The organism is Cohnella xylanilytica, from assembly GCF_014212175.1.
Taxonomy (GTDB): domain Bacteria; phylum Bacillota; class Bacilli; order Paenibacillales; family Paenibacillaceae; genus Cohnella; species Cohnella xylanilytica.
The window spans coordinates 1-26,237 of sequence record NZ_JACJVR010000143.1 but is presented as its reverse complement, the minus strand read 5'-3'; the positions used below and the strand labels follow the sequence as shown (position 1 = coordinate 26,237).

Below are 26,237 nucleotides of genomic sequence, written 5' to 3'. Positions count from 1 at the left end.
TGCTCTTAGCATACAAGGAGGTGCCGGCATGAGCGAGATGCCGATCGCCGCGATCGAGAAGCCGGAAGCCGAGCCCGCGTCCGCGGCGGAATCTCCCGCGCTCAAGCTGGCCGCGCCGGCCAGGAGGCGGAAGCCCGGGGATGCCGCGAAGACCGCGAAGGCAGGGAGGACAGGAACGGGGAAGGCCGGAAAAGCGATGGCCCGAAGCCGCTGGAACGGATTGCCGTACGTCTTGTTCTTCGTCGTCTGGGAGGCGTTCTCCCGGCTGAACGAGCAGCTGGCGCTGTTCAACCCGCTGTTCCTGCCCGCTCCCACGACGCTCCTCTCGGACGGATGGGACTTGGCGAAGACCGGCGTCATCGTCGACAGCCTCGTCTCCAGCTCCGTCCGCATCGCGCTCGGCTTCGCGTTCGGCGCTTTCTTCGCGGTGCTGCTGGCGGTGCTGCTCAGCAAGTTCCAGCGGCTCGAGAGGTGGTTCGCGCCGGTGCTCACTCTCGTCAGCCCGATACCGGCGCTCGCATTGCTCCCGCTTTTCATCATCTGGTTCGGGATCGGAGAGTTCCCCAAGGTGCTGCTCATCGCCTGGACGACGTTCGTGCCCGTGCTCGCGAACACGCTCGACGGCTTCAAGTCGGTCCCGTCGACGCTCATCCGCTCCGCGCTCAGCCTGGGCGCGTCGGAACGCCAAGTGTTCGCGCGGGTCATGATCCCGTCGGCCGTGCCGAACCTGCTGATCGGGGCGCACATCAGCCTCGGGCTGTCGTTCTCCGCGCTTATCGTCGCCGAGATGATGGGGGCCGATTCGGGACTCGGCTATATCATCGTGGACGCCCGGAACTACTTCAAAATCACCAATATGTTCGTTGCCATTATCCTCATCGGCATAGAATACAGCTTGTTCTCCGCCTTGCTCAAACTACTGGAGAGGAGAGTGCTCGCTTGGCGCAAGGGCGGCATGAGCGACGCCATCGAGAAGTAGAGTCGGCACGCGGCTAGTCCTGCAATCATTCTGCTATCATCCTGCAATCATCCTATCGTGGAGGGAATCGTCCTTATGAAAAAGAAAAGCTGGGCCCAAACGCTCCTCTTGACCGCCTTGACCGGAGTTCTCCTGACCGCCTGCGGAAGCAACGGCAATTCGAATTCGGGAAGCTCCCCGTCGCCTTCGGCATCGCCTTCCGCTTCCCCGTCCGCCTCGGCGCCGGCCTCCGAATCCGCCTCCCCGCCGGCGTCTCCGTCGGCATCCGCTTCGGAGGAAGCGAAGCCGGAGACGACCGACGTCACCTTGGTCGGCGTCCGCGACGCGCAGATCTCCTCGCAGCAGATTATCGCCGACAAGCTCGGCTACTTCAAGGAAGCGGGCCTTAACGTCACGAGCAAGCTGATCGAGAGCGGCCCGGACATCGGGCCGATGATCTCCGGCGGCAGCGCGCCGGTCAGCATTCAGACGAACTTCATGGACATCATCCTCAAGTCCAACGGAATCAACGTCAAGATCGTCGCCCCGCTCGCCCAGATCGCCGGCACGCAGGCGGTCGTCGGAGCGAAGGATCTGGAGCTCAAGAGCGCCAAGGATCTCGAGGGCAAGACGATCGGCATCCCGAACGGCGCGGACGTCAAGATCGCTATCGACAACATGGGCAAGGAGCTCGGCGTCGACGTCGGCAAGATCAAGTTCGTCAACCTGGCGCCGAGCGACGCGGTCGTGGCTCTGGAGAAAGGCGACATCGACGCCATGGCGGCCTGGGAGCCGTTCATTACGAAGGCGATCCAGGGAGGCGGCAAGTTCCTGTTCAGCGGCACGAAGAGCGAGCTGCCGGAGAAGCAAGGCGACGTGAGCTGGATGAGCGTGCATACGACGATGCAGGTGACGGATTCGTATCTCGAGAAGAACCCGAACACGATCAAGGCGCTGCTCTCCGCGCTTAAGAAGGCGACGGATTACATCAATACGAACCGCGAAGAGGCGATCAAGATTCTCGCGCCGGAGCTTCATCTGAGCGAAGCCGAGCTGACGGAGATCATGAGCCGCAACGTCTATTCGATGAACGTCGACGACACGTACGTGAACGGCAGCAACGGCGCTCCGGTCGGAGAGTACCTGAAGGCCGTCGGCAACATCAAGTCGATTCCGGAGCCGGCCTCCTATCACGACTTGAGCCTGCTGAAGGCGGTCGACGCCTCCCTCGTCCAGACGGAGTTCAAGTAAGACGGAATCGATTTTTTAGGGAAGGCCGGGTCTGGTTTTTTCGCGGACTCGGCTTTTCGTTTATTTGCGCGAGGGGAAGGAGTGCGTTGGGATGGAAAAGCTGGATCTGGCCATACGGGGAGGAAGCGTCGTGCTTCCGGACGAGGTGCGCCGGATGGATGTCGGGATCCGGGCGGGCCGCATCGTGAAGCTCGGGGACATCGCGGCGGACGAGGCGAAGGAGGCCGTTGACGCGAGGGGGCTGCACGTCATGGCCGGCATGATCGACGTGCACGTCCATCTGAACGAGCCCGGCCTCGGCGACTGGGAAGGCTTCGAGAGCGGCTCGGCCGCTCTGGCGGCGGGAGGGTGCACCGCCTATCTCGACATGCCGCTCAACGGCATTCCGCCGACCGTGACGGTGCGGGCGCTGGAGAGGAAGCTGGCGGCGGCGAAGGGGCGGTCGGTCGTCGATTACGGCTGCTGGGGAGGCCTCGTGCCGGGACGGCTGGACGAGCTGGAGCCGCTCGCCGCCGCAGGCGTCGTCGGCTTCAAGGCGTTCATGTCCGCGCCGGGAGATCCGAGCGAGGAAGCGTTCCGCGAAGTCGACGACGCGACGCTGCTCGAAGGCATGAAGCGGATCGCCCGGCTCGGGAAGGTGCTCGCGCTGCACGCGGAGAGCGAGCCGATCGTGGCGCGGCTGACGGCGGAGGCTCGGGAGAGGCTGCGGTCGCGGCCCGGCGGCGGGAAGTTCGTCGGCGGGGAGTTCCGCGTCGGAACGTCGGCAGCCGATTATTCCGCGACCCGGCCGGTCGAGGCGGAGCTGGAGGCGGTGCGGAGGGCGCTGCGGTTCGCGCGCGAGACGGGCTGCCCGCTGCACTTCGTGCATATCAGCAGCGCGGCCGCGGTCGCGGCGATTCGGGCCGCGAAGGAAGAGGGGATGGACGTCACGCTGGAGACGTGCCCTCATTATTTGACGCTGACGGAGGACGACCTCGGGCGGCTCGGCTCCGTCGCCAAATGCGCACCTCCCCTGCGAAGCGAAGCCGAGCGGGACCGGTTGTGGGAGGAGATTCGGGCGGGGCGGATCGACATGATCTCCTCCGACCATTCTCCGTGCCCGACGTCGATGAAGACGGGGGATCTGCTCGAAGCTTGGGGAGGCATCTCCGGCGCGCAGAGCTCGCTGGAGCTGATGATCGACGAGGGGGTCGGGCGCCGCGGGTTGACGCTGCCTCAGATCAGCCGGCTGCTCTCGTCGGCTCCGGCGAAGCGCTTCGGGTTGTACCCGGACAAAGGGGAGATCGCGGTCGGCTCGCACGCGGATCTGGCGCTCGTCGATCTGTCGGCCGGTTATACGCTGGAGGCCGGCGATTTGTACTATCGCCACAAGCATAGTCCCTACGTCGGCCGAAGCTTCTCGTGCCGGGTCGCGGCGACCTACAGCCGGGGACGGCTCGTCTACAGGCTCGGCGAGGGAGTGTTCCCGGCTGTGGCGGAGGAAGCGGCTGGGGCTGCCGGGCCGGAAGGAGCGGCGGGGGCCGGCCAATGGCTTCGGGCAGGAGGACGGCCCGTCGCCGCCCCGGGCTTCCGGGACGATCGGGCCGCGAGGGGGAGGAGTTTATGATTTTCTCCAGATTGAATCGGGTTCGGGTCGGCGACCGGCTGTTCGATCTGATCCTGGACGCCGGGGGAGGAACCGTCTCGCTGGTCGTCCCTTCGGGCGGCGGGCAAGGCGAGACCGAGATGCCGTTCGGAACGGCGGATGCCGGCGGGCTTCTGTACTTGCCGACGTTGGCGGACCGCCATACGCATCTCGACAAGCATCTGCTCGGAGAGCCGTGGAAGCCTAGACGCCCGTTCGTCACGCTGGCGGGGCAGCTCGCGTTCGAGAAGGAGACGCTGGCCGCTCACGGCGCATCCGTCGCGGAGAGGGCGCGAAGAATGCTCGACCGGATGCTCGACAAGGGCACGACCCGGATCCGCACGCACGTCGACGTCGATCCGCAGATCGGCTTGTCCCATCTGGAGGACGTGCTGAAGGTGCGGGAAGAGTATCGCGGGCGCATGGAGATCGAGATCGTCGCTTTTCCGCAGCAGGGGCTGCTGCGTTCGGGGTCGCTGCCGGTCATGAAGGAGGCGATGCGGGCGGGGGCCGATCTCGTCGGAGGCGTCGATCCGGCCGGCCTGGACCGGCAGCTGGAGCGCAGCCTCGAAGCGATGTTCGAGCTGAGCGCCGAATTCGATGCCGGCGTCGATCTGCATCTGCACGATCCCGGCCATCTCGGCGCCTATACGATCGAGAGATTCGCCGAGCTGACGGGCGAAGCGGGCAAGGGCGGGCGCGCCGCCGTCAGCCATGCCTACGGGCTCGGACAAATCTCCGAAGCCGAGGAGGGAGAGCTCGCGGACCGGCTCCGGGAGGCGGGCGTCGAGATCGTGACGAGCGTGCCGATCGACCGGCCGATGCCCCGGGCGGACCGCCTGCTCGCGTCGGGCGTTCGCGTCGGGGTCGGCACGGACAACGTTAACGACGCCTGGAGTCCGTTCGGCGACGGAGACATGCTCGCCCGGGCGTCCCGCCTGGCGGAGAAGCTCGGCTGGATCGTCGACGACGATCTGCGGAAGGCGCTCGGGCTCGTCGCGACCGCTCCGCTCGAGCCCGTCGAAGGCGCGCCCGCGACGTTTATGCTCGTCGACGCGCTTAACCCGATGCACGCGCTCGCCTCCGTTCCGGCGCGGGAAGCGGTGTTCGCGAACGGCCGGCTCGTCGGCGGCCGCTGGGCGAAGCGCGAGGGCTAGGCGGCGCTATTCGCGCGCCGCTTGCCCTCGCGCGGCTGCGGTCCGGGACGCCCCGGACCGCTCCGCTTGTCGGGCCGGCCTGCGCCGCCGCCGCCCCGACAAGCGAAAAAACCGTCTTGTTGAGCCGTCCATAGCCGCCCGCCGACGGCCGTATCGAGCCACCCATTTGCCACTAAGGCTCGATCCGATTCAAGGCCTGCCTACGCGCGAAAGACGAACCGCCGCCAGCGCTTCGTCTTTTTTGCGTTTGCAACATTTTCCAGACAAGACTCGTTTACTCATTCAGAGAATGGGACCGGAGGGATCGGCATGAAGAGGCAATGGTTACTTGTGGCGGTACTGTTGTGCCTTGTCGGGACAGCGGCGGCGTGCGGTTCTGCGAAGGAGGCACGGGACCCGCAATCGACGAACGGGAAGGCGGAGGAGAAGTACGCCAACCTGAATCTGCGAGTGATCGGACCGAAGGGAGAGAGGGTCGTCGGCGATCGGAGCGTCGTTCGCAAAGCGATGGACATATTGTCGACCGAGCCGGAGACCAACTCGATCGTCTCGATGTCCCGACCGGCGGATTACCGTATCGAGACGATAAATACGAGCCCGACCGTGTCTTACGAGCCGCTCGAGTATCATATCTGGCTCTCCCCGAAGAAGGATATCCTGGAAGTCGTCAAGGAACCGTCCGGGAAGTATTGGGCATTGCCGGAGAAGGACAGCCGTACGCTGCTTGGAATCTTGTCGGCATGAAGAAGCAATGGTTGCTTATGGCGGCGCTGTTGTGCCTTGTCGGGGCAGCGGCGGCGTGCGGTTCTGCGAAGGAGGCGCGGGAGCCGCAGTCGGCGAACGGGCGTCCGGAGGAGAAGTACGCCAACCTGAAGCTGCGGGTGAACGGACCGTCGGGGGAGACGATCATTGGCGATCGAGGCACCGTACGTAAAGTGATGGACATTTTGGCGCACGAGCCGGATACCAACGCGATGGTCGAGATGGCTCGTTCGCCGGACTACCGCATCGAGACGATGAACGCGGATTCGACGGTCCCGTTCGACCCGGTCGTTTATCGGCTCTGGATAACGCCGAATCAAGATCGCCTCGAGGTCGTACGGCATCCGATTCCCAAGTATTGGATCCTCCCGGAGAAGGACGGCGATGCGCTGCTGGATATCTTGAACGCGCCAAGCGAGGGAGACGCACTCCAGCCATCGTCAACGATCCGGAAAAGCAACAAACTCCCGAACGGCGAAAAAATCGCCATTCAACCTCGCGCGGCGGCCGGCACCGCCGTTGAATGGCGAAAAAGCATATGAAATCCGGAGCCCGATTCAGGCGGGAAGGGGCAGACGGAGCTCCAGCCGACAACCTACGCGCATGCCGTCGTCCAGATCGGAGCCCGGTTCGCCGGGCGCGATCCGGATATCCCCGCCCAGCAGATGGACGCGTTCCATCATCGCCGACAATCCGAACCCGGGCTTGCTGCCGTCGAAAGGCAGACCGTCGTTGGCAAGGCGGAAGACCAACTGTCCTCCGTCGCCGAACAGCTCAAAACGAAACCGGCTGCACTTGCCGTGCCGGATGCCGTTCGTCAACCCTTCAAGCAGCGCGTAATAGATGACGCGCCCCATCGTGTCGCTCAGCGGCGGAACGGCCTCGATCCGCGACCTTATCCGAATGTCCGCCGCCCTCTCCGTTTCCGCGATCAGCTCGAGAAGCGCCGCTTGCCAATCGAAGGCGGTCCCCTCGTTTTTCAGCAGCCGGACGGACTGGCGGATGCCGTCCAAGCCTTTGCGCACGAGCTCTTCCACGATCCCGAATCGTTTGAGGGAGGAAGGGAGGTCCTGCTCCGCCATTTTCCTGGCTGCCTCCAGCTGCACGATGGCCGCCGTGAGCGTATGGCCGACGACGTCGTGCATCTCGTTGGCGATCCGGCCCCGTTCCTCGAGCACGGACACTTCGGCCAGCGTTTCGGCATATTCCCGCATCGAAGCTTCGAGGGTCCGGTTGGCCTCCTCGAGTTCCCGCGTCCGAATCGCGACCAGCTCTTCCAGCGAACGGTGGAACTTCGCCAGCTGCAGCTGAATCCGGACGCGGGCCAACAGCTCTCTCTGCGTAAACGGTTTTGGCAAATAATCGTTGGCCCCCGCGTGGAAGCCTTCCGTCAGGTCCGAGATCCGGTTGCGGGCAGACAACAGGATGACCGGCAATTCGCTGGAGTTCCATCGCTCCCGAATCCATTGGCATACCTCATAGCCGGTTTTCTCCGGCATCATGATATCGAGCAACGCGAGATCGGGGCGCAGTCCGTTTTCCATCAGGGAGACCGCCTCCGCCCCGTTCGCGGCCTGAACGATCCGGCAAGGGATTCGCCGCAAATACCGGACGAGCACCTGCACGTTCACCGGCTCGTCGTCGGCAATCAGCAGCAGCGGTTCCTGCGGGCCGTCCGCCGCGCTCCCGCGCTGCGATTCCCCGTCTTCGGCGCCGGCCGCGGTCGGCGCTGGGGCAAGCGGAAGAACGGGTTCCAGATAAGCCTCTTCCTCCGTCCACGAGAAATGCCGGATCGTCTCCTCGGACGCCTCGGCCTGTGGCTGGCCGCTGACGGGGAGCGTGAAGAAGACGACGGTGCCGCCTCCCGGCTCGGAGCGCACTCCGATCGTGCCCCCATGCAGCTCCGCCAGCCGTTTGGCGATGGATAGACCGAGACCGGTTCCGCTGCCTTCTCCGCCTTCCGCCGCGAGGAAGGGTTCGAACAGCAGCTCCAGCCGTTCCGGCGCGATGCCTTTGCCCGTATCCGCCACCGACAGGGTGACGAACTCCCGATCCCACGCTGCCTCGACGGATATTTCGCCTTGCTGGGTGTATTTGATCGCATTGCCGACCAAGTTGTACAAGATCTGCTCCAAGCGGTTCGGATCCGCCCATACCGGAGGACAGGGCTCCGGTATGCGGATGGACAGGCGCAGCCGTTTTCGCTCCGCGAGCGGGGCGAGCACTTTGGCCACGACGCCCGCGACCCGCGAGGGATGAACCGCGGAAGGCTCCAGCACGATTCCCGAGTGCTTCATCCGGTACAGGTCGGTGATGTCCCCGACCAGCCGCAGCAGCCGGAGGGTGCTGTCCCGGATCAGGGTCAGCGTTTCCTTCGCGCGGTCGCTTGCCGCTTCCGGCAAGTCCTCCAGCATCGATTCGGTCAACCCCGCGATGCCGTGCAGCGGGGTGCGAAGCTCATGGGACGTGTTCCGCAGGAACTCGTCTTTCAAGGCGTCGTCTCGCGCCATCTGTTTATTTGTCGCAGCCAGTTCCGCAGCGAACCGCTCCATCCGGACATGAACCTGAGCGAACCGCCGGTAGAGCACCATCGCCATGCAGGCGAGGAACAGCGCAACGCCCGCCACGAGCGAATAATTGGACAAAAAGAAGACGAGCGCCCGCACAAGGGGCAGCCGCATCCACTCTCCGTAAAAGGTGTTCAGGAGCACGTGGATTAGAGAGAAAAACGCGAGACAGCCGTATCCGAGCAGGAGCCAGAACGTCTGCGGATGCCGCCGGAGCCGATAGGTGCGGAACAACGTGGCGCCGATGGCGACGAATGCCGGGATGAGCACATAGGGCTGCCAGACGGTCATCATCGCTCCGTACAAGGAAGGACGGAACAGCCCCGCCAACCAGGCTGCCGCGGCGAAAGCGAACAACGAGCCCGTTATGGCCCGGTAAACGTTGCGATAGGCCTGTTCCAGCGCATGGCCGTAGAAGGCCGCGCACGCGCCGACCGCGACGGGAAGCAGCAAATCCCGCCAATAATAGACCGCGTTGGGATCGAAGAACAGCTGAAGCGAAGCGAGCATGGCCGCCGCGCCGGCGGAGACGGAGGCCGCGAACAGGAGGAACCAGCAGTAAATCCTTTCGCTCCTTCGGCGGGCGTACAAGCCTGCCGCGACGACAGCGGCGGCAAAAGCAACGGCGGCTAGCGCCAGCAGCGGCCAATCCCGGCTCGCCATCATGAGCATCATCCGGCTGCGGTTACCGAACAGATGCCAGTTGTCGATGAGCGGGTCGCCGTTCCATTCCAGCCGAATGGTCAACGTTTTCCCGGCGTCCTCCGGCCGAAGGGGAAAGGGGTGATACACCATGCCCAAGTCCGCGCGGCGGACGGAGCCGTCCATGTTGTATCCGCCGAGGAGCCTGTCGTCCAAATAGACCTCGAACCGCTTCATGCCGCGCAGAAACAGATGGGGGTCTCGCCACGCGAGCTCCGGCACCGCGCGTTGCAGCCACAGCGTGCCCCGGTATCCGTCAAGCCGGCGCGCCTCCTCGCCGCCGAACGGCTGCCAGGAGACCGGCCCCCGCGCGGGATCGCTCCATGCCACTTGCCATCCGCTCTCGTAGAACGCGAGCGCGTGGTCCCGGTCATCCTGCCAGCTGCCGTACGCGGAAGATGCGCTGCACGGTCCGGGAAATCCGAACGTCCAGACCGCAAGCGCGAGCAGGAACAGCGCCGGCAGAGCGGGCCGGGGACGCCGCATACGCACCGTCCTCAATAGCATCCGTTCAAGGCGCATCCTGCAGCAGCAGCTCCTTTAACCGCATGATCGCTTCCTGTCGGTCGTTCGTGCCGATTTTATCGTAAATCACGCTGATATAATTGCGGACGGTTCCTTCGCTCATGAACATGGAGCCGGCGATTTGCTTGTTGGAGTAGCCTTCGATCAGCCTCAGGATAATTTTGCGTTCCCGTTCGGTGAACGTCAGCCCCAGTTCGTTCAACCGGCGTTCATCGAAGATATCGGGCAGGAAATGGTTCATCTTCGTCAAGCTGACGGCCAGCTTCGCCGCGACGGAAGCCGGGAGCATAATATGGCCTTCGACCGCGTCTCGGACGGTCATGGCGAGCCGATCGCCGGGCATATCCTTCAGCAGGAAGCCGTCGGCGCCGGACGCGATGGCGGACACGATCAGCTTCTCTTCGGCGAACGTCGTCAGCATGAGGACGAGCGTCGAGGGCGCGTCTTTCTTGATCCGCCTCATCGCTTCGATGCCGTCGAGCACGGGCATTTTGATGTCCATCAGCACAAGGTCCGGCCGGTGGATCTTCACCGCTTCCCATGCGTCCTGCCCGTTGTCCGACACGCCGATCACTTCCATGTCCGGTTCCAAATTCAAGAGAGTCTGCAAGCCTTCCCGCAGCAGCGTTTGATCGTCCGCAATCCAGATTCGGATCATCTCGAACCCCGTACCTTTCGTTGGCGTATTCCCTCTTATTTCTGAAATTACCATATCACAACTCGCAGCGCTTCGGAGCGGCCGAAGGGCAGGATGACAAAAATAATGACAAAACGGCCGGACAGGAAACCCTGCCCGGCCGTTCCGCAATCGTTCATTACGGTTCGGAAGCGATGGCGCCCAGACTCGTCAGCACCCGCAGCAGCGCGGCGGACGCTTCTGCTCGCGTCGCTTGGCCGTTCGGATTCAAGCGGGTATCGGCGGACCCGCGGATCCAGCCTTGGCTGACGGCGTAAGCGAGCGATTCCCGGGCCCAGCCCGATACGCGGTCCGCATCGGCGAAGCGGCCGAGCGCGGTCGGATCGGCCGGCGTCCGCGGCTCGTAGCCGATCAGCAGGGCGCTTCTCCGGAACAGGGCCGCCAGCTCTTCGCGGGAAACGGCGTCATTCGGCCGGACGCGTCCCCCGTCGCCGGCAGCCAGCCCGAGCCGGGCTGCGGCTTCCACGAACGGAGCATACCATGCATCCGGCGATACGTCCTTGAAGGAAGGCGGGGAAGCGACCTCGGCGTTGGACGCGTCCTTGCCGTTCTGCCGCAATAATTCCACGAGCAGCCGGAAGATTTCCGCGCGCGTGATCGGACGGTTCGGCTCGTAACGATTATCGGCCACGCCGCTCACCAGGTGCCGGCTCACCAGCACGTCGATGTCTGGCCGCGCCCAGTGGGCGGTCAGATCGGCGAACGGACGGTCGTAGAGCAGGAGGGCATATTCGCCCGTCTCTCCGATGTTCGCCGACACCCGGTTCTCGCCGGGATGGGCGATGCCTCCGATATAAGTCCAGCCCGATGAGCCGGATTCATTCTTCTTGTAGATTCCCAGGCGGCGAATGTCGACCGCGGGGGCGGCCGCCGGATCGAACCGGAGGGCGAGCCGGAACGGCCGTCTCGGCTTCGCGTTCTCCGCCGATAACACGTAGGTCGGCGAGTACCTGCGGTAGCTTGCCGGCAAGGATTCCGCGGCGGAAGCCGGTTGCTCCTTGGCCGTCAGCTTGGTGCCGTCTTCGAAAGTTCCGGCATCCACGCGCAGCTTCAGGCGTCCGTCGAAGGCTTCAAACGCGCCGCCCGCCTGACCGATGTCCCACGTTGTGACGGTCTTGTCTTTCGGCTCGTCTTCCGGCTTCGGATCTCCGCCCGTATCCGTGCCGCCTCCCGTCGAACCGCCGCCCGAACCTTGGTTACTGCCAGCCGCGGTTTCCGCGACGACGCTCATCGCGCTCGAGGCGTTGCCGTTGGCGTCGAAGGCGACGATCGTCACCTTGTACTTCATCAGAGGCTTCAGGCCCGTAATCGTGTAACCTCCGGCTCCTTTTGCGACTTCCGCCGTTTGAGCGCCGGTATCTTGGTCCGCCTGCGCCCACGTCAACCGCAGCTTCGCCAAATCCGTCGAGGACGGATCGGTCCACGTGGCGGCGAGTTTGCCCGGCCCGGCCGGCTTCGCGGCAAGGTCGCGCACGGCATTCGGCGGAGCCAGATCGACGCCCGGAGAAATCTCGATCAAGCGGATCGTTGCGCCGGATGATTCGTTGCCGGCTTCGTCGACCGCCTTCACGACGAATTGGTATTCCTTGGCCCGATCCAGGCCGGCGATCTCGATCCAGGATTGCCCTTCGCCCGCGTCGACCGAATGGCCTTCTCCTGTCTCTCCAGCCTCCTTCCAGCGGACTCTGGCGAATCGGTAGTCCCGATCGGCGGGCGCTTTCCAGGTCAGAGCAGCCGTCCCGCCCGCGATGCCGCCCGTCAGCTCCGTCACGTCGGCCGGCGGCGTCCGGTCTTCCGCTTCCACGGCGACGCTCGCGGTATAGTCCGATGCGAGCGGAACGCCGGCGTAGCTGGAAATTCCATTAGCCTTCACCTTCAGCGTGTACGTCTGCCCGGCGGTTAGCTTGACGTCGGGCCTGAAGACGAGAACCTTGGACAGAGCCTTGCCGTCTTGCCCCGTTTGCCGGGGGTCCTTCAACTGTACGTTGCCTGGCGCTTCCGTACCGCCCGCATCCGTCACGGCGATGGAATCGTTCCGCAAGGACTCGCCCAGAATCGGCCGGTTGAATCCGACCTCCACCTGGCTGCCTCCCGGCTGCGCGCGGACGTAGACGACTTCCGGAGGCAGGTAGGAGACGACCGGAACGTTGACGTCCAATTGAGGCGGGGGAACGCCAAGTTCATCGCTGAACGCGGTCTCATACCCTTGTTTCTCATAGCGGACTTGCCACTTGCCCTCCGGCACGTCCCAGCCGTATCGGCCGCCAGGGTCCGTGAGCTGCGGGTTCTTCTGGCCGTACCAATCGGCATCCCAGACGTTCCACGCCTTCGTCTCGGGGTCTTGGGTCAGCGCGGTCGCCGTGACGCCTTCCACCTTGTTCTCCTTGTATCCTTCGTACACGTATCCGCTCGGATCCCAAATGTATTTCGGATACGCGACGACACCCCAAGGCTTCCACTTGCTGCAACCGAATTTCCGGATTTCGTCTTCCAGCTCTTTCAGTTTCTTCGAAGCAATGGCGTCGAATTGGGAGCCTGCCAGGAAGAAAGACTGCCAATCGCCGATTCCGACCCAATCGCCGGTCGCGTAAACGCCCGCCATTTGGAGAATATCCTTGTAAGCCTCGTGGAAATACATTTCGAACAGCAGGTCCTCCACCGCCGCCGTGAGGGATTTCCGGGCCGCGGGGTCGCAAAGTTCGCGGGCCGCCTCGAGCGCGCGCCCTACCCATTCCAGGCCGAACGGTTCTTCCCCGAACAGGCTGGCGATCCAGCTGTCGTCATCGTCGCCGGCGGCCGGTTCCCACTCCAAGGCGATCTGCATCGCCAGCTGCAGGAATTCGTCCTCCTCGGGCGGGTCTTTCGGAGCGAAGCCGCGTATGTTCATCACGGCGAGATTGCTGCTCTCGGAATGCTCCAATTCCAAGCCGTAAACCGGAATGCCCGTTTCTCGCGCCCGCTGTTTATCCGCTTCGGTCGGCTTATATCCCTGCGCTTCCGCGTCGCTGATCAGGAAGTTGGCCCAAACGCCGTCCCTGAGCTGAATCCGGCCTTGCACGGTGTTCGGGGGAACGGTTTTCCCGTCCGGGGTTTTCCCGCCCGGCTTGACGACGTAGCCCTCCTTGAAGTAACGGACCGCGAAGGGCATTTGATTCCGGACGCCGGCTTCCGGCAGGCGAGGGTCGGGATTTCCGCCGGCCGGCTTTTCCTTGACCCGATAATCGACCGAGATGGGACCGAGACTTTGATGATACGGGATCGTCGCGGCAAATTTGCCGTCCGTCGGTTTCACGTCTGCGGAAGCGCCGCCCATTCCGATTCTCACGTCGTAGATGCGGCTCGGATCCCGGAACTTAAGCGTGTAGATGAAAGGCTGTCCCGGGATGACGACGAACGGGAATACGGCGATGCCGTTCTCCGGCTTGAACGATTGGACGCGGCCGTCGGCTTGGCGCATCGTCACTTCTTCCAGGCCGGGATCGTCCGGCACGTATTGAACGGTCGCCGACTGGCCGGGAAGCCGGGATTCCCGGAACGTCGTCTCCGTGCGCAGCCGGTGCTTCGTCCAGCCCGTGTCGGCCAGCTCGGCCGACAGGCTCCATGTCCCGGAAGGCGTGACGGCTGCGCGGCCGATGACCTGATCGCCGTCGTAGACGGTCACTTGTTCTCCGGCAGGAGCATTGCCGTTCAGTTCAATAAGCCGGCTGAGCACTTTCTCGGGGGCTCTCATCGTCACCGCGAACAACTGGACGGAGGCCGTCCCGAGCGATTCCTCGCGGACTTGAGTGCCGTCCGAGTAGCGAATGCGGGCGGCGAACAGCACATTGGACACCGCGGCGTCGCCCTTCACCTTCAATTGGAGTTGGATGCTCCCCTTGTCGTAGAGCGCGATATTCCCCAGCGGCACGGTTAACGTGCGGCCGGAGACGGCCGCTTCTGCGGCCTTGCCGTTCACGACCAGCGTACCGGGGATGGCGTCGGTCTGAGGCGGCAGCTCGAGAATGAGACTGGCATCCGTCGCCGGCCCGTTCGGACTGCCGACATTCGAGTAACTCGCGCGAAGCGAGATGCGGCTGCCCTGCGCCGCCGTATCGACGGAAGCGGAGAGCCCGTTGCCGTATTGATTGCCGAATTTGCCCGGAGCTTGAAGGCGGATTTGGCCGAGATCGAGCTTCTGTCCCGCCGCGACCGTGAACTCGACGACGGAGGACAACCCGGCGCCGCCCGTGACCTCCATCCGGTAGTTACCGGGCGTATAGAGCTCGATCAGGTCCTTGCGGCCGTCGTTGTCGTGAAAGCCGTAGTAGGAAGAAGTCCCGCCGCCATTCAAACCGTATGCTTTCGCGGAGACGATGTACGACTGGGAGCCGTCCGGGTTCAGCACGATGAATTCCGCGCTGGCTCCCGTATTTTCCAACCGCATCTCCATCGACGCCTTATTATCCGGCCCGATCGTCGCTTGCTGGCAAGCGGTCGGGAGCTTCGCTTCCCGGCCGTCCACGCAAATCCGCACTTCGTCGCCCGTCACCGCCCTCACGCGGAATGGCGGTCCCAATTCGATCACTTCGCGGGAGGAGCTGAAGTGCAGGTGGTAGAACGTCGTCCCGTCGATGTCGACCGGTCCTTGCCAGGCGCCGCCGGGCTCCTTCGTATACAGCTTGAAGTCGATCCGGGCGTCGTTCATCAGCTTGAGATCCAACCGATGGTCGCCGTTCTCCTGGATTTTGACCGTATGCGCCGGAGACAGATATCCGGTCTGCGCGTTCCCCGACGCCCGGACTTCGACGCTGCCGGACGGGAGCTTTAACGAATAGGCGCCGTTCGCCTCCGTTTTCGCGGTATAGGTTTTGCTGATGCCTTCTTGCACGAGAGTCGCCGTTACGAGAACGCCGGCGGCGGGTTTGCCGTCCGTACCGGTAACGGAACCGCGCAGATTGCCCGCAGGCTTGAGCGGCAGGACGGCTTCCGCGGTTTTGGCGAACCCGTCTGCCGTGACGACCCCCGTCCAAACCTCATATGCCGGATTCGTGGGCGCGATTTTGAGCACGTATTGTTCGCTCGGAGGCGAGTCGAACGCCAAGGAGAAAGAGCCGTTCGCGGTTCCGTTCGCAACCGGCTTTCCGGTCGGAATCATGAGCGAATAGGCGGCTTCGAGCGGCGAACCGTTCTCGTCCTTGACCGTCCCGCTCAGGCTGATCCGGTATTTCGGCGCGATATCGACCTCCAGCGTTTTCCCCGCATCCGGCGACGCGGCCTTGAATTCGATGGGCTGCATTCGATCGTCGGCGGGCTTGATGAAGATATGGAACTCCGACTTGTCGAACGGCACGTCGACCTCTTGCGCCAAAGCGTCCGATTCGATACGGGTAAAGTCGTAGTAATGGATGCCGTAGTTCGGGTTATGGTAGCCGACATTGATGACCGCCTGCCGGAGCGTAGCCGACCAGGATTCCGGGATGTCGAATTTCAGCCGGAGACGGCTGGCGACCGGCTTCTCGACCTGGAACGTTTGATCGATCCAGATGCCGTCGATCTGCAATTGCAGGCTGTCGATGCGGGCCGTCCCTTCGGCGATGAGGAACGGGCCGGAGTAGCTGCCGGGATTTTCGGCCGACTCGGTTAATTGGACGATTTTCTCATCCGGCACCGGTTCGCTGCCGTCCGTCCACTTCCGATAGCGGACCTTGGCGTTCACGCTTAATCCGGCCGGGGCTTTCGCATTCACGGTGGCCTCGCTGCCGATGACCGGCCGCAAGAACGAGCCGTTGCCGGCCTGTTTGGGGAAACTCATCGAAGCTTCGTTCATGCCGCTTGAAATTTTCGCGAGCGGGAAAGACAGGGTGTTGGCGCCCAGCTTCAGCGTGACGTTCTGATCCGCGGGCTGCAGATAACCGGCGGGCGCCTTCACGGTCACCGCGAACTTGCCGCCGGCGGACAGGTTCGGAAGATCGGCTTCTCCGCGCGTGTCGGTATCCGCTTCCGCGACGATTCGGCCGCTTCCCTGTTCCTTAAACGTAACCTTCGCGCCGGCGACCGGTTGTCCGGTGTCCGTCGCCGTCGCCACGACCTTCAAGGAAGCGGGAAACGCGGGCGTTAGCGTAACGGCGGTCGCGCGTGCGCTTCGCACGGTCAATCCGGTCTGTTCGGCTAACGCGGGTTGGTCGTCCGCGCTGCGGATCGCGACGGACAGATCCGAGAAGGTCGGCCAATAGAGCTCGTAGCGGCCTTTCCCCGGCTCCAGGGCTTGACGGATCGGATCGGCGCTCGTGCCGGACAAGTAGAAGTGGGTCCCGGCCAGCCATTCCGCCCCCGTCAAATCCACGTCGATGGAGACGATTCCGGCCACCTGGACCGGAAGCTGTCCGGCCGGACGCGGGCTGCTTCCGTCCGCGAGCTTCGCGGTAATGGAGAGAATTTCCGTTACGCCTTCGTCCACGGCGAAGAAGCCCGTATAGGTGCCGGGAGAAGAAGGGCTTTCCGCCAGATCCACGGTCGTATCCTTCGATTGCACGTTATCCGGATCGCCGGCGGGGAATTGACGGTAGTTCACGGCGGCCTTCACCGATTGGCCTGTCGTTCCGTAAGCTTGGATCGTCAACACGCTTCCCGGTTTGATCTGGCCCTGGACCGAATCGTTGGGCGAAACGGACCATTTGGCGGAAACGATCAGATCGTCGGGCTCGTTTGACCCGCAATCCTCGAAACACATCGTGAAGAGGGCGGATCTGTCGCGGATATAAGCGACTCGATTGGCTTGATCGTCCATCTCGCCGTAGCCTTGAAAAGGGACCGCGGGATTGCCGACGGTCTCGAGCGCCCCCGTCTCGCGGTTAAACCGTTCAATGACGTAGAATAGGTCCGGTACGTCCGGGTCGAAGTCGAACACGTCGGAGAGCACGTACTTTCCGTCGGCGCTGATCTCTGCCTTGAGATGTTCGCGGTTCGCCTTGCTTTCGTCGGGCACGTCGGCATAGAGCTCGGTGTCCGTACCGCTATCCGTATCGATGAGGAAAAGCTCTTGAATATCGTCGTCGGTCACGCGAGGGTAGACGATGTAACGTCCATCCGCGTTAAGGCTCGGAGAGAAGCTGGGCAATTCGTGAAAGTACGCTTGGGTTAATTGATCCCGTTGTACGTCGTAAAGGATCAAGCCGTTGGAGGCCGAAGGTTTTTCGTAGCCGCCTTCCACCTTCAGGTTGGATGAAGTGGTGAGAAAAACCACGGCGGATCCGTCGGCGCTGATGGCGGGATTCCCGCTTTGCCCGTCTTCCGCCTGACCGTCCGTCGTTTGGCTGACCCGTCTGGTCGTTTTGGAAGTTCGGTCGTAGAGGAAGATACCGTCGGAACGGCGGTAAACGATGAGGTCTCCGTTCCCGCTGACGGATGCTTCGCCTGCTTCCAGGTTGGGATCCGAGATGAGCTCGATCGATTGCGCTGCCCGGTTGTAGAGATAGACGCGGTCGATGCCAAGAGTAAGCGGCGGATCGGTTCCGGGAATTAAATTTATCGCTTTGGACGTGAACGCGATGATGCCGCCGTCGCGGCTGATGGCGGGAGCCTTGATTTTCCCGTTCAGCGGCGCTCCGTCTTGGGTTACGCTGATCAGCGTTTTCATTTTCGTCTTCGTGTCGATCAGATACAGGTTGGCGTTATCGTCCGGGCGTTCGGAGCCGAGCGGCTCAACAAGCCCGGTCTGGGCATCGATCTTCGGAGCCACGCGTTCGGTATCGATATACGCGATCGTCGAGCCGTCGCCGCTCATCGCGATCTCGCCCTTGTCGACGTCTATTGCGGTCAATTCCGTGAGCAGCGTTTCGCTAGGCGGGGAGGTGCCGGCGTAAATTTTCTGGCCGTCCGTTTGATTGCCCGCCAGATCGAGGACGCGGATCTCGAAGATGTAGACCCGGCTCCCCGGATCCGGGCTGGAGAACACGTATTCCGTATTCGTCGTTTTGGCGAGTTCCGTGCCGTTCGAGTCGTAAATCAAGTATCGGTCGATGGTCGGATCCGGAACTTCGTTGCCATTCTCGTCTATTACGGTCGGAGGCTCCCAATGAAGCAGGACCCGGTTGTTGGCGAGCAACTCCCAGCCGTAATTCCGGATCCCCCCCGTCGGAGTGTCGTCGGCCGTGAAGGGTACAGGCTCGGACGGATTGCTGGTTTCGCCGTTCAACGCCGCGACGGCGGTCACGGTATAACGACCGTCCCTATTCGTCGACAGCGAAGTTCGGAAGCGGCCTTCGGCATCGGCGGCGACGGGCTCCAGAGCGACCGGAGGCTCGCTATTGTAGGTATAGCTCACCGTCACGGAGGCGCTGGGCGGCGCCTGGCCTTTGATGACGACGCTGCTCTCGTTCGTGAATGGCGGCAGCGCGTCAATGACCGGGGCGGCGAGCGCGCTCGCGCCCGCCAGCTCGGCCGCGCCTTGCGTTTCCTGCGGAGGAGGGGTCTCCGTCGGGACCTGGGATTGCGACTCTAGCGAGGGAGAGGCCGCGGATGCGGAAGCGGCCCCCAGTGGCGGGAACGTTCCGGTCAAGCCGATGCAGAGGGCCAGGAGGGCCAGGAGGGCCATGCGGATCCGGATCCTCTGGCGGGGGGAGAACAAGGACATCTTTCCAGCTCCTTTCGTTTGAATACCCCCCATTTTAGGCGGGGGGCGCAGGAGCGGATAGTGAGCGGCTGTCACCGAATTTGTCATGGCGGATGCGGTCGCGTCAGTCAAAGGTTCATGCTTGGCGCCCGAATCGCAAATGGCGATGTGACAAAAACGATGACAGTCCGTAACTGTTCGATCCGGCGGCTCCGATTTTATGATGGTTGGGAAGCCGGGAAGGGGAGGATGCGGAATGGGAAAGCCGGGCGGTCGGAGAGGACTCGTCACGGGCGTGCTGGGCGTCGCGCTGTTTTTCAGCCTGACGATGAACGTGGTCGGAGCCGGGAATTTGACGGAAGTGAAGGCGTATCTCAATACGGGAATCAAGGTGATGTTGAACGGCAAACGGTTCGAACCCGTGGAGCCGGGCAGCGGCACGAAGCTCGTGCCGATCACCTACAGAGGAGCGACTTATTTGCCGATGCGGGCGGTCGCCGAAGCCGCCGGGGTGAAGGTGACCTGGGACGGGAACACGCAAACCGCGTATTTGGGGGAAGTCGAAGGGGACATTGCCGCAGCCGAAATCCATTACATCAAAGCTTCGCCCGAGTTCACCTACAACGGAGACAAGACGTACCGGCTCGCCTCGAGGACGCCGGACGAACTCAAGACCGCGGACGGCGCCGTTTTCGATTTCGGCTACGTGACCGGCGGGTACCGTTCCGTCAACCTGCAGGTGAACTCGAATTTCGAATACGACAAGTTCAAAGCGAAATTCTACGCGGCCGACTCGCTTACGGACGAGGATCTGACGATCAAAATCACGGACGAGAACCAAGTGGTCGTGAAAGAGCAGAAAGTGAAGGACGGAAGCGTCACCGAGCTCGAGCTCGGCGTGAAGGACGCCAAAACGTTGCACATTTATATTCAAGGGGACCAGAGCATCCTGGGCGATCCGATGCTGGGCCAATAACGAACAGGGTAAAGGCAGATCCGGAACCGGTCGAATTCCGATTCCGATCTGCCTTTTTTTCGCCCCAAAAAAACGTTCGAAAAAGTTCGAATAGGTGTGATATAATTGGAGTCGAACATAAACATACGAGGAGGCAACCCCGTTATGGAGATCCGTCATTCCGTGCACCCGTCCGACGCGAAAAATTACGATACCGCCCAGCTGAGGAAGCACTTCCTGATCGAGAAGCTGTTCGAAGCCGGCCAAGTCCACATGGTGTACACCCACGAGGACCGGATGATCGTCGGCGGCGCACAGCCCGTCAAGGAAGCGCTTCAGATCGAAGCGCCGGACGCGCTCCGCACCGAGTACTTCCTGGAGCGCCGCGAGATCGGCTTCGTCAACATCGCCGGCGACGCGGTCGTCACGGCGGATGGCGAGCGCTACGAGCTGCAGAAGCTGGACACGCTCTACGTCGGCCGCGGCGTCCGCAGCCTGACGCTGGAGAGCAAGGACCCGAGCGTCCCGGCGAAGCTGTACTTCTGCTCGGCGCTCGCGCACGCGACGTACCCGACCCGCAAGGTGCCGATCCAGGAAGCGAACACGCAATATCTCGGCTCCCAGCTGACGTCCAACGAGCGCGAGCTGAACCAGGTCATCCACGAAGGCGGCATCAACTCCTGCCAGCTCATGATGGGCATCACGGTGCTGAAGCCGGGCAGCGTCTGGAACACGATGCCTTCCCACGTGCACGACCGCCGCATGGAGGCGTACCTCTACTTCGACCTGAACGAGGACGCGCGCGTGTTCCATATGATGGGCCAGCCGGAGGAGACCCGCCACCTCGTCGTCGCGAACGAGCAAGCGATTCTCTCGCCGCCGTGGTCGATCCATTCGGGCGTCGGCACGAGCAATTATACGTTCATCTGGTCGATGGCCGGGGAGAACTATACGTTCAAGGATATGGACCTCGTCCCGCCGGCTGCATTAAAGTAAGAAGACGGAGCTAACCGCAACACGCATACGGGAGAGGAAGATCGACTCATGCTAGCCGCCGCGCGACACCAGATCATATTGGAACGATTGCTCGCCGAGGGGGCCGTCCAGGTCTCCGAGCTGAGCGAACGGTTCGGGGTCACCCCGAAGACGATCCGGGAGGACCTGGAGAAGCTGGAGGAGAAGGGGCTGCTCCGACGCACGCACGGAGGGGCGGTCGCCAGCGCGGAGGAAGCCGAGCCGATGCTGCCTTTGCAGATCCCGAACACGAAGCACCTGTCGGAAAAGGAAGCGATCGCCCGGCATGCGCTGCGCTACATTCAGCCGAACGACGTCATCGCGCTCGATGCCGGCAGCACGACGCTGGAGATCGCGAAGCGGCTGCCCAACGAGCCGCTGACCGTGCTGACGAACGACCTGCTCATCATGCAGGAGCTGATCGGCAAGGACCGGATCCGCCTCGTCGTGCCCGGCGGCTACCGCCAGCGCAACGTGCTGATCGGCAACGAGGCGCTCGATTGGCTGAACCGGCTGAACGTGCAGAAGCTGTTCCTCACCGCCACGGGCATCCACGAGAAGTACGGACTGACCGTGTTCACGGGAGAATTGATCGATCTGAAGAAGGCCTACATGACGAACGCCAGGGAGATCTACTGCGTGGCCGACCATACGAAGTTCGACCGCGCGGCTCTGCTCACCTTCGCCTCCCTGGACGAGGTCGACGTGCTGATAACGGACGCGGGACTGACTGACGATGCGGTCCGGCGATATGAAGGAGGAAGGGCGACCCTTGAGAGAGCTCTTTGATTTGACGGGCAAGACCGCGCTCGTGACGGGAGCGGGACGCGGATTGGGACAGGCGATCGCGGTCGGACTGGCGGAGGCCGGCGCCGACGTGGCGCTGGTGACGAACCGCACGCCGGCGGACGAGACGAAGCGAGCCATCGAAGCGCTGGGCCGCAAGGCCACTATCCTGCAGGCGGACGTGGGCGACCGTTCGAAGCTGGCGGGGCTGGTGGACGGCACGTTCGAAGCGTTCGGACGTCTGGACATTCTGGTCAACAACGCGGGCATCATTCGCCGCACGCCGGCGGCGGAGCACTCGTACGAAGACTGGCAGGAAGTCATCGACGTCAACCTGAACTCGGTGTTCGTGCTCAGCCAGCTGGCCGGACGGAAGATGATCGAGCAGGGTTCGGGGAAAATCATCAACATCGCCTCGATGCTCTCCTTCCAGGGAGGCATCAACGTTCCCGGCTACACGGCGAGCAAGCACGCGGTGGCGGGACTGACGAAGGCGCTCGCGAACGAATGGGCGCCGAAGGGCATCCAGGTGAACGCCATCGCTCCCGGCTACATGAGCACCGACAACACCGAAGCGCTGCGCAACGATCCGAACCGCAGCCGCCAAATTCTCGAGCGGATCCCCGCGGGACGCTGGGGAGCCGACAAGGATCTGGTCGGGCCCGCGGTGTTCCTCGCCTCCGCCGCATCCGACTACATGAGCGGGCACGTGCTCTGCGTGGACGGCGGCTGGATGGTCCGCTAGACGAGGCCGAAGGCGCTCTTCCGAACCTTTACGTTCGGGAGAGGGCTTTCTTTTTTTGCGGGGGACGGCTTGCCAATTCCCGGGTTCGGGGAGATGATAATAACGAACATTCGGATGGGGAAAAGAGGCGGTAGCGATGAGTCGAATCGTAGCGGTAGGAAGCATCAACATGGACTTGGTCAACCACGTCGCGGAATTCCCGTTGCCGGGGGAGACGATCCACGGACGCGGAACGGAATATTTGCCGGGCGGCAAAGGGGCGAACCAGGCGGTCGCCGCCTCGCTGGCCGGAGGGAACGTCGCCATGATCGGCGCGGTCGGGGAGGATTCGTTCGCGGAGCCTCTGCTCGCTTCGCTTCGGGACAGGGGAGTGGACGTTAGCGGCGTTCTGCGCAAGCCGGGAACGTCGGGGCTCGCCTTCATCACCGTCTCGGACGCGGGGGAGAACCAGATCATTCTGTCCGAAGGCAGCAACGGCCGGCTTCGTCCGGAGGATCTCCCCGCGGAGAAGCTGGCCGAAGCGGACGCGGTCATTCTGCAGAACGAGATTCCGTGGGAGACGAACCTGCGGGCGATGGAGATCTGCCGGACGGGACGCGCGAAGGTCGTGTACAATCCGGCGCCGGTGAAGCCGATCCCGCAAGAGGCTTACCCGCTCATCGACCTGCTCGTCGTCAACGAGACGGAAGCGGAAGGGCTTAGCGGCGTTCCGGTCGACGGCCTGGAAGGCGCCGAGAAGGCGGCGAAGGAGCTGCTCGGCCGGGGAGCGGGCAGCGTGCTCGTCACCTTGGGCGCTCAAGGCTCGTACTACCTCGGGCCGGACGGCGGCGGCATCCGCACGCCGGCGTTCCCGGTGCGGCCCGTCGACACGACGGCGGCCGGCGACACGTTCATCGGCGCGCTTGTGACCGCCGAAGCGGGCGGGATGAAGACGGCGGACGCGCTGCGGTTCGCATCGGCGGCCTCGGCGATCGCGGTCACCCGCAAGGGGGCGCAAGCGTCGATCCCGACCCGGGATGAGATCGAGCGGATGGTTGCGCCGTCGAACGGGTAGTCGCGAGCAGATCGTCGAGAGCGGATCGTCGCGAGCGGACAGAGGTTTTATTCCTTGTGCACGCGGAGCGCCTTGAGCTCCGCTTTTTCCCATTTGCGCAGCATCGGGTACGGATCGAACGCCCACTCGACGAGCCCGCGGTCCCGGTACACCCCGTAGTGGAGATGCGGCGGGAACTTGCCCTGCGTGCCCGGGCGGCCGTAGCCGGAGCTGCCGACCCAGCCGATGATTTGGCCGGGACGGACGACGTCGGACGGCTTCAGGCTTTTCTCGTAGCCGGACAAGTGCGCGTAGTAGTGGTACAGGTTGTCGAGGTCGCGGATGCCGATCCGCCAGCCTCCGTACGGGTTCCAGCCTTTGACCTCCACGATGCCGTAAGAGGTGCTGCGGACGGGGACGCCGTAGTTGGCGAAAATATCGGTTCCCTCGTGAATGCGGGTTCCTCCCCAGTCCCGGCTGTTGCCCCAAGTGCTGCGGTACGAATAGACGGTTCCGACGGGCAAGGGGAACACGTGGCGGGACAAGTCCAGCTTCCCGAACGTCCTGTAGATCTTGGCGAATTGCAGCACCCGTTGGACGGCGCGGGTGTTCTGATAATACTCCCACAGCCCGATGGCGAAGTCGTCCGGGGAAGTCCCCTTCCGCCGGACCTGATGGGCTACCGAGTAGAGCCGGTCGAGGTCGTCGTTCCGGTCGGCGACGCCGTCTCCCGAGCCGTCCCGGCCGATTCCTCCGAACGCGCGGATCGAGACCGGGCTCTTGTCCTCCGGATCGGGATTCAGAGGGCCGCTCCAGCGCTCGGGGCCGACGAAGACGCCGACGAGAGCGTTCGGGGGCAGCGGGCGGGACTTCGGATGGGCTCTGGACAGCGTCCTCTCGTAGCGCTCCAGCGCGGCCACCGACTGCCAGGGAAGCCCGGTCATGACCCCGACGCGGTCGCACATCTCGCGCAGCTTGCGCTGCTGCGAGTCCTCCTTGGCGGCGGCGGGCGCGGCCTGCGCCGCTCCGGCTGCCGGCAAGGCCCCCGCGGCGAGGGCGACGGCGAGGACGAGGGCGACGGCAGCGGCGGCGGTCCATACCCTCGGTTGCCGCCGGACCGGCTTTCTCCGCGAGCCGGGGAGAAGCCGCCTGAGGATGCCGGGCCGAACCGCCTCCGGGCCGCTCGCCCGGTGTCCCGGGAGGCCGGCGGCCGGCCTGCTTGAACGTAGCCTTAACACGGACACCCCTCCTTGTGCGCATATGGGGGTAGGGTTTGCAGATCATTGGTTTTTATGTGAAACCTGCTATAATAAGGGGACAGAAAGCGGGGGAATGCGATGACGACAGACGCGAAGCCGAAGAAGCCGGACTGGCTGCGCATCAAGCTGACGACGGGGGACAACTACCGGGAGATCAAGGATATGATGAGGTCCAAGACCCTTCATACCGTCTGCGAAGAAGCGCGCTGTCCGAACATATACGAATGCTGGGCGAACCGCACGGCTACATTTATGATTCTGGGAGATATCTGCACGCGGGCTTGCCGGTTCTGCGCGGTGAAGACCGGGCTGCCGACGGAGCTGGACCTGCAGGAGCCGGAGAGAGTCGCGGAGGCGGCGGTGCAGATGAACCTGCGCCACTGCGTCGTCACTTCGGTCGCGCGGGACGACCTGAAGGACGGAGGGGCTTCGATCTTCGCGGCGACCATCAAGGCGATCCGCGCGAAGCTGCCGCTGTGCAGCGTCGAAGTGCTCATCCCGGACTTCATGGGCAACTGGGACGCGCTGAAGGTCGTCATGGACGCCAAGCCGGACATTCTGAACCACAACGTGGAGACGGTCGAGCGGCTGTCCGACCGCGTCCGGGCGAAGGCGAAGTACCGCCGCACGATGGAGCTGCTGCGCCGGGCCAAGGAGATGGCTCCGGACATTCCGACGAAGTCGAGCATCATGCTCGGCCTCGGCGAGACGCTGGAAGAGATCCATCGGACGATGGACGATCTGCGCGAGGTGGACTGCAACATTCTGACCCTCGGCCAGTATCTGCAGCCGTCCAAGTCGCATATCAAGATCGCGCGTTACGTCCATCCGGACGAGTTCGCGCAGCTGAAGAAGGACGGGCTGACGAAGGGCTTCTCCCACGTGGAATCGGCCCCGCTCGTCCGCAGCTCGTACCACGCCCACGAGCAGGTGCAGTCGGCGGCCGCGAACGCGGCCCGATGAAGATCGCGGGCGATGCGGCAATAGCAGGAACACATCTTATCGCGCCGTTCCCCGCCCTTAGGGACGAGGGGACGGCATTCGTCATAGCGAGCGTTCGGGAGGAGAACCATTCGTGATCTACATGGCAGGCGGCAATGCATACACGCTCGTGCACGACCATAAGAACGGTTGGAACCCCGAAGCGTTTCGCGAACGGTTCAGCGAAGTGCTGGAACGCTACGACTACATCGTCGGGGATTGGGGCTACAACCAGCTTCGGCTGCGCGGATTTTTCCGCGATCCGCAGCCGAAGGCGCCGAAGGAATCGGTCATCACGAGCTTGGTCGACTACATCAACGAATATTGCAACTTCGGCTGCGCGTACTTCGTGCTGGAGAAGGCCGATCCGAAGACGCTGCCCGAGGGCGCCGCGGGAGCGGGCGGCGACGCCCAGGGAGCGGAGGGCGAGCCGGAAGATTCGATAGCCGCCCAGGCCGCGGCGGCCGCGGCGGCTCATCCGAGCGGCCTGCTGCTTCGCTGGCCGCTGAAGGAACGTCCCGGCGGCCGCGTGCCGGGGACAAGCCCTTCCGCGGTCGCCCGGGCCGTCTCCGAAGGAGCGGAACGGCGCGCCGCCGCGGCGGCGGCCGCCCAGCTGGCGGCGGGCTCGTCC

At 63.6% G+C, this 26,237-nt stretch carries 17 protein-coding genes; 13 read left to right on the top strand and 4 right to left on the bottom strand.

Going from position 1 to position 26,237, the window contains the following annotated elements; translation table 11 throughout:
* The first annotated feature begins 28 nt into the window (after nucleotides 1-28).
* The 6 genes from H7B90_RS31025 (at nucleotide 29) to H7B90_RS31000 (ending at nucleotide 6,294) form a co-directional block, all read left to right on the top strand.
* A complete protein-coding gene (locus H7B90_RS31025) occupies nucleotides 29-979 on the top strand; it encodes an ABC transporter permease (RefSeq protein ID WP_260411361.1) in 951 nt (316 codons plus the stop codon).
* Nucleotides 980-1,054: 75 nt separating this feature from the next.
* Nucleotides 1,055-2,209, top strand: a complete 1,155-nt coding sequence (locus tag H7B90_RS31020) for an ABC transporter substrate-binding protein (RefSeq protein WP_185139784.1) — start codon at nucleotides 1,055-1,057, stop codon at nucleotides 2,207-2,209.
* 91 nt (nucleotides 2,210-2,300) lie between these two features.
* Nucleotides 2,301-3,815, top strand: a complete 1,515-nt coding sequence (gene allB, locus H7B90_RS31015) for an allantoinase AllB (RefSeq protein WP_185139783.1) — start codon at nucleotides 2,301-2,303, stop codon at nucleotides 3,813-3,815.
* Nucleotides 3,812-4,990, top strand: a complete 1,179-nt coding sequence (locus tag H7B90_RS31010) for an amidohydrolase family protein (RefSeq protein ID WP_185139782.1) — start codon at nucleotides 3,812-3,814, stop codon at nucleotides 4,988-4,990. The genes allB and H7B90_RS31010 overlap by 4 nt, the downstream gene beginning before the upstream one ends.
* A 330-nt stretch (nucleotides 4,991-5,320) precedes the next feature.
* Nucleotides 5,321-5,734 carry a hypothetical protein gene (locus H7B90_RS31005; RefSeq protein ID WP_185139781.1) on the top strand — a complete coding sequence of 138 codons (414 nt, stop codon included), beginning with the start codon at nucleotides 5,321-5,323 and terminating at the stop codon, nucleotides 5,732-5,734.
* Entirely contained in the window at nucleotides 5,731-6,294 is a 564-nt protein-coding gene (locus H7B90_RS31000; protein ID WP_185139780.1) for a hypothetical protein, read from the top strand. Before H7B90_RS31005 ends, H7B90_RS31000 begins: the two co-directional genes overlap by 4 nt.
* Before the next feature lie 15 nt (nucleotides 6,295-6,309).
* Here H7B90_RS31000 and H7B90_RS30995 read toward each other — a convergent pair whose 3' ends face one another.
* The 3 genes from H7B90_RS30995 to H7B90_RS30985 form a co-directional block, all read right to left on the bottom strand.
* Entirely contained in the window at nucleotides 6,310-9,528 is a 3,219-nt protein-coding gene (locus H7B90_RS30995) for an ATP-binding protein (protein WP_185139779.1), read from the bottom strand.
* A gap of 4 nt (nucleotides 9,529-9,532) precedes the next feature.
* Entirely contained in the window at nucleotides 9,533-10,204 is a 672-nt protein-coding gene (locus H7B90_RS30990) for a response regulator transcription factor (RefSeq protein ID WP_185139778.1), read from the bottom strand.
* A gap of 157 nt (nucleotides 10,205-10,361) precedes the next feature.
* On the bottom strand, nucleotides 10,362-18,854 hold the full coding sequence (locus H7B90_RS30985) for an S-layer homology domain-containing protein (protein ID WP_185139777.1): 8,493 nt from the start codon (nucleotides 18,852-18,854) through the stop codon (nucleotides 10,362-10,364).
* Nucleotides 18,855-19,089: 235 nt separating this feature from the next.
* Between H7B90_RS30985 and H7B90_RS30980 the strand changes: the two genes are divergently transcribed.
* From H7B90_RS30980 to rbsK, 5 genes are all read left to right on the top strand, one after another.
* Complete coding sequence (locus tag H7B90_RS30980; protein WP_185139776.1) at nucleotides 19,090-19,809, top strand: stalk domain-containing protein; 720 nt, start codon at nucleotides 19,090-19,092, stop codon at nucleotides 19,807-19,809.
* A gap of 144 nt (nucleotides 19,810-19,953) precedes the next feature.
* Nucleotides 19,954-20,784, top strand: a complete 831-nt coding sequence (gene kduI, locus H7B90_RS30975; RefSeq protein WP_185139775.1) for a 5-dehydro-4-deoxy-D-glucuronate isomerase — start codon at nucleotides 19,954-19,956, stop codon at nucleotides 20,782-20,784.
* A 48-nt stretch (nucleotides 20,785-20,832) separates the two neighbouring features.
* Nucleotides 20,833-21,591 carry a DeoR/GlpR family DNA-binding transcription regulator gene (locus H7B90_RS30970; RefSeq protein WP_185139774.1) on the top strand — a complete coding sequence of 253 codons (759 nt, stop codon included), beginning with the start codon at nucleotides 20,833-20,835 and terminating at the stop codon, nucleotides 21,589-21,591.
* Nucleotides 21,575-22,333 (top strand): 2-dehydro-3-deoxy-D-gluconate 5-dehydrogenase KduD, encoded by a 759-nt coding sequence (kduD, locus tag H7B90_RS30965; RefSeq protein WP_185139773.1) that lies wholly within the window; start codon nucleotides 21,575-21,577, stop codon nucleotides 22,331-22,333. The genes H7B90_RS30970 and kduD overlap by 17 nt, the downstream gene beginning before the upstream one ends.
* A gap of 136 nt (nucleotides 22,334-22,469) precedes the next feature.
* Nucleotides 22,470-23,387 (top strand): ribokinase, encoded by a 918-nt coding sequence (rbsK, locus tag H7B90_RS30960; protein WP_185139772.1) that lies wholly within the window; start codon nucleotides 22,470-22,472, stop codon nucleotides 23,385-23,387.
* Nucleotides 23,388-23,434: 47 nt separating this feature from the next.
* Here rbsK and H7B90_RS30955 read toward each other — a convergent pair whose 3' ends face one another.
* Complete coding sequence (locus H7B90_RS30955) at nucleotides 23,435-24,604, bottom strand: M23 family metallopeptidase (RefSeq protein WP_311772847.1); 1,170 nt, start codon at nucleotides 24,602-24,604, stop codon at nucleotides 23,435-23,437.
* A 99-nt stretch (nucleotides 24,605-24,703) separates the two neighbouring features.
* On the opposite strand from H7B90_RS30955, the gene lipA reads away from it, so the two are divergent.
* Nucleotides 24,704-25,588, top strand: coding sequence for a lipoyl synthase (gene lipA / locus H7B90_RS30950; RefSeq protein ID WP_185139771.1), 885 nt, complete (start codon nucleotides 24,704-24,706; stop codon nucleotides 25,586-25,588).
* A 121-nt stretch (nucleotides 25,589-25,709) separates the two neighbouring features.
* The coding region (locus H7B90_RS30945) for a YutD family protein (RefSeq protein ID WP_221482234.1) at nucleotides 25,710-26,237 on the top strand (528 nt) is incomplete at its 3' end.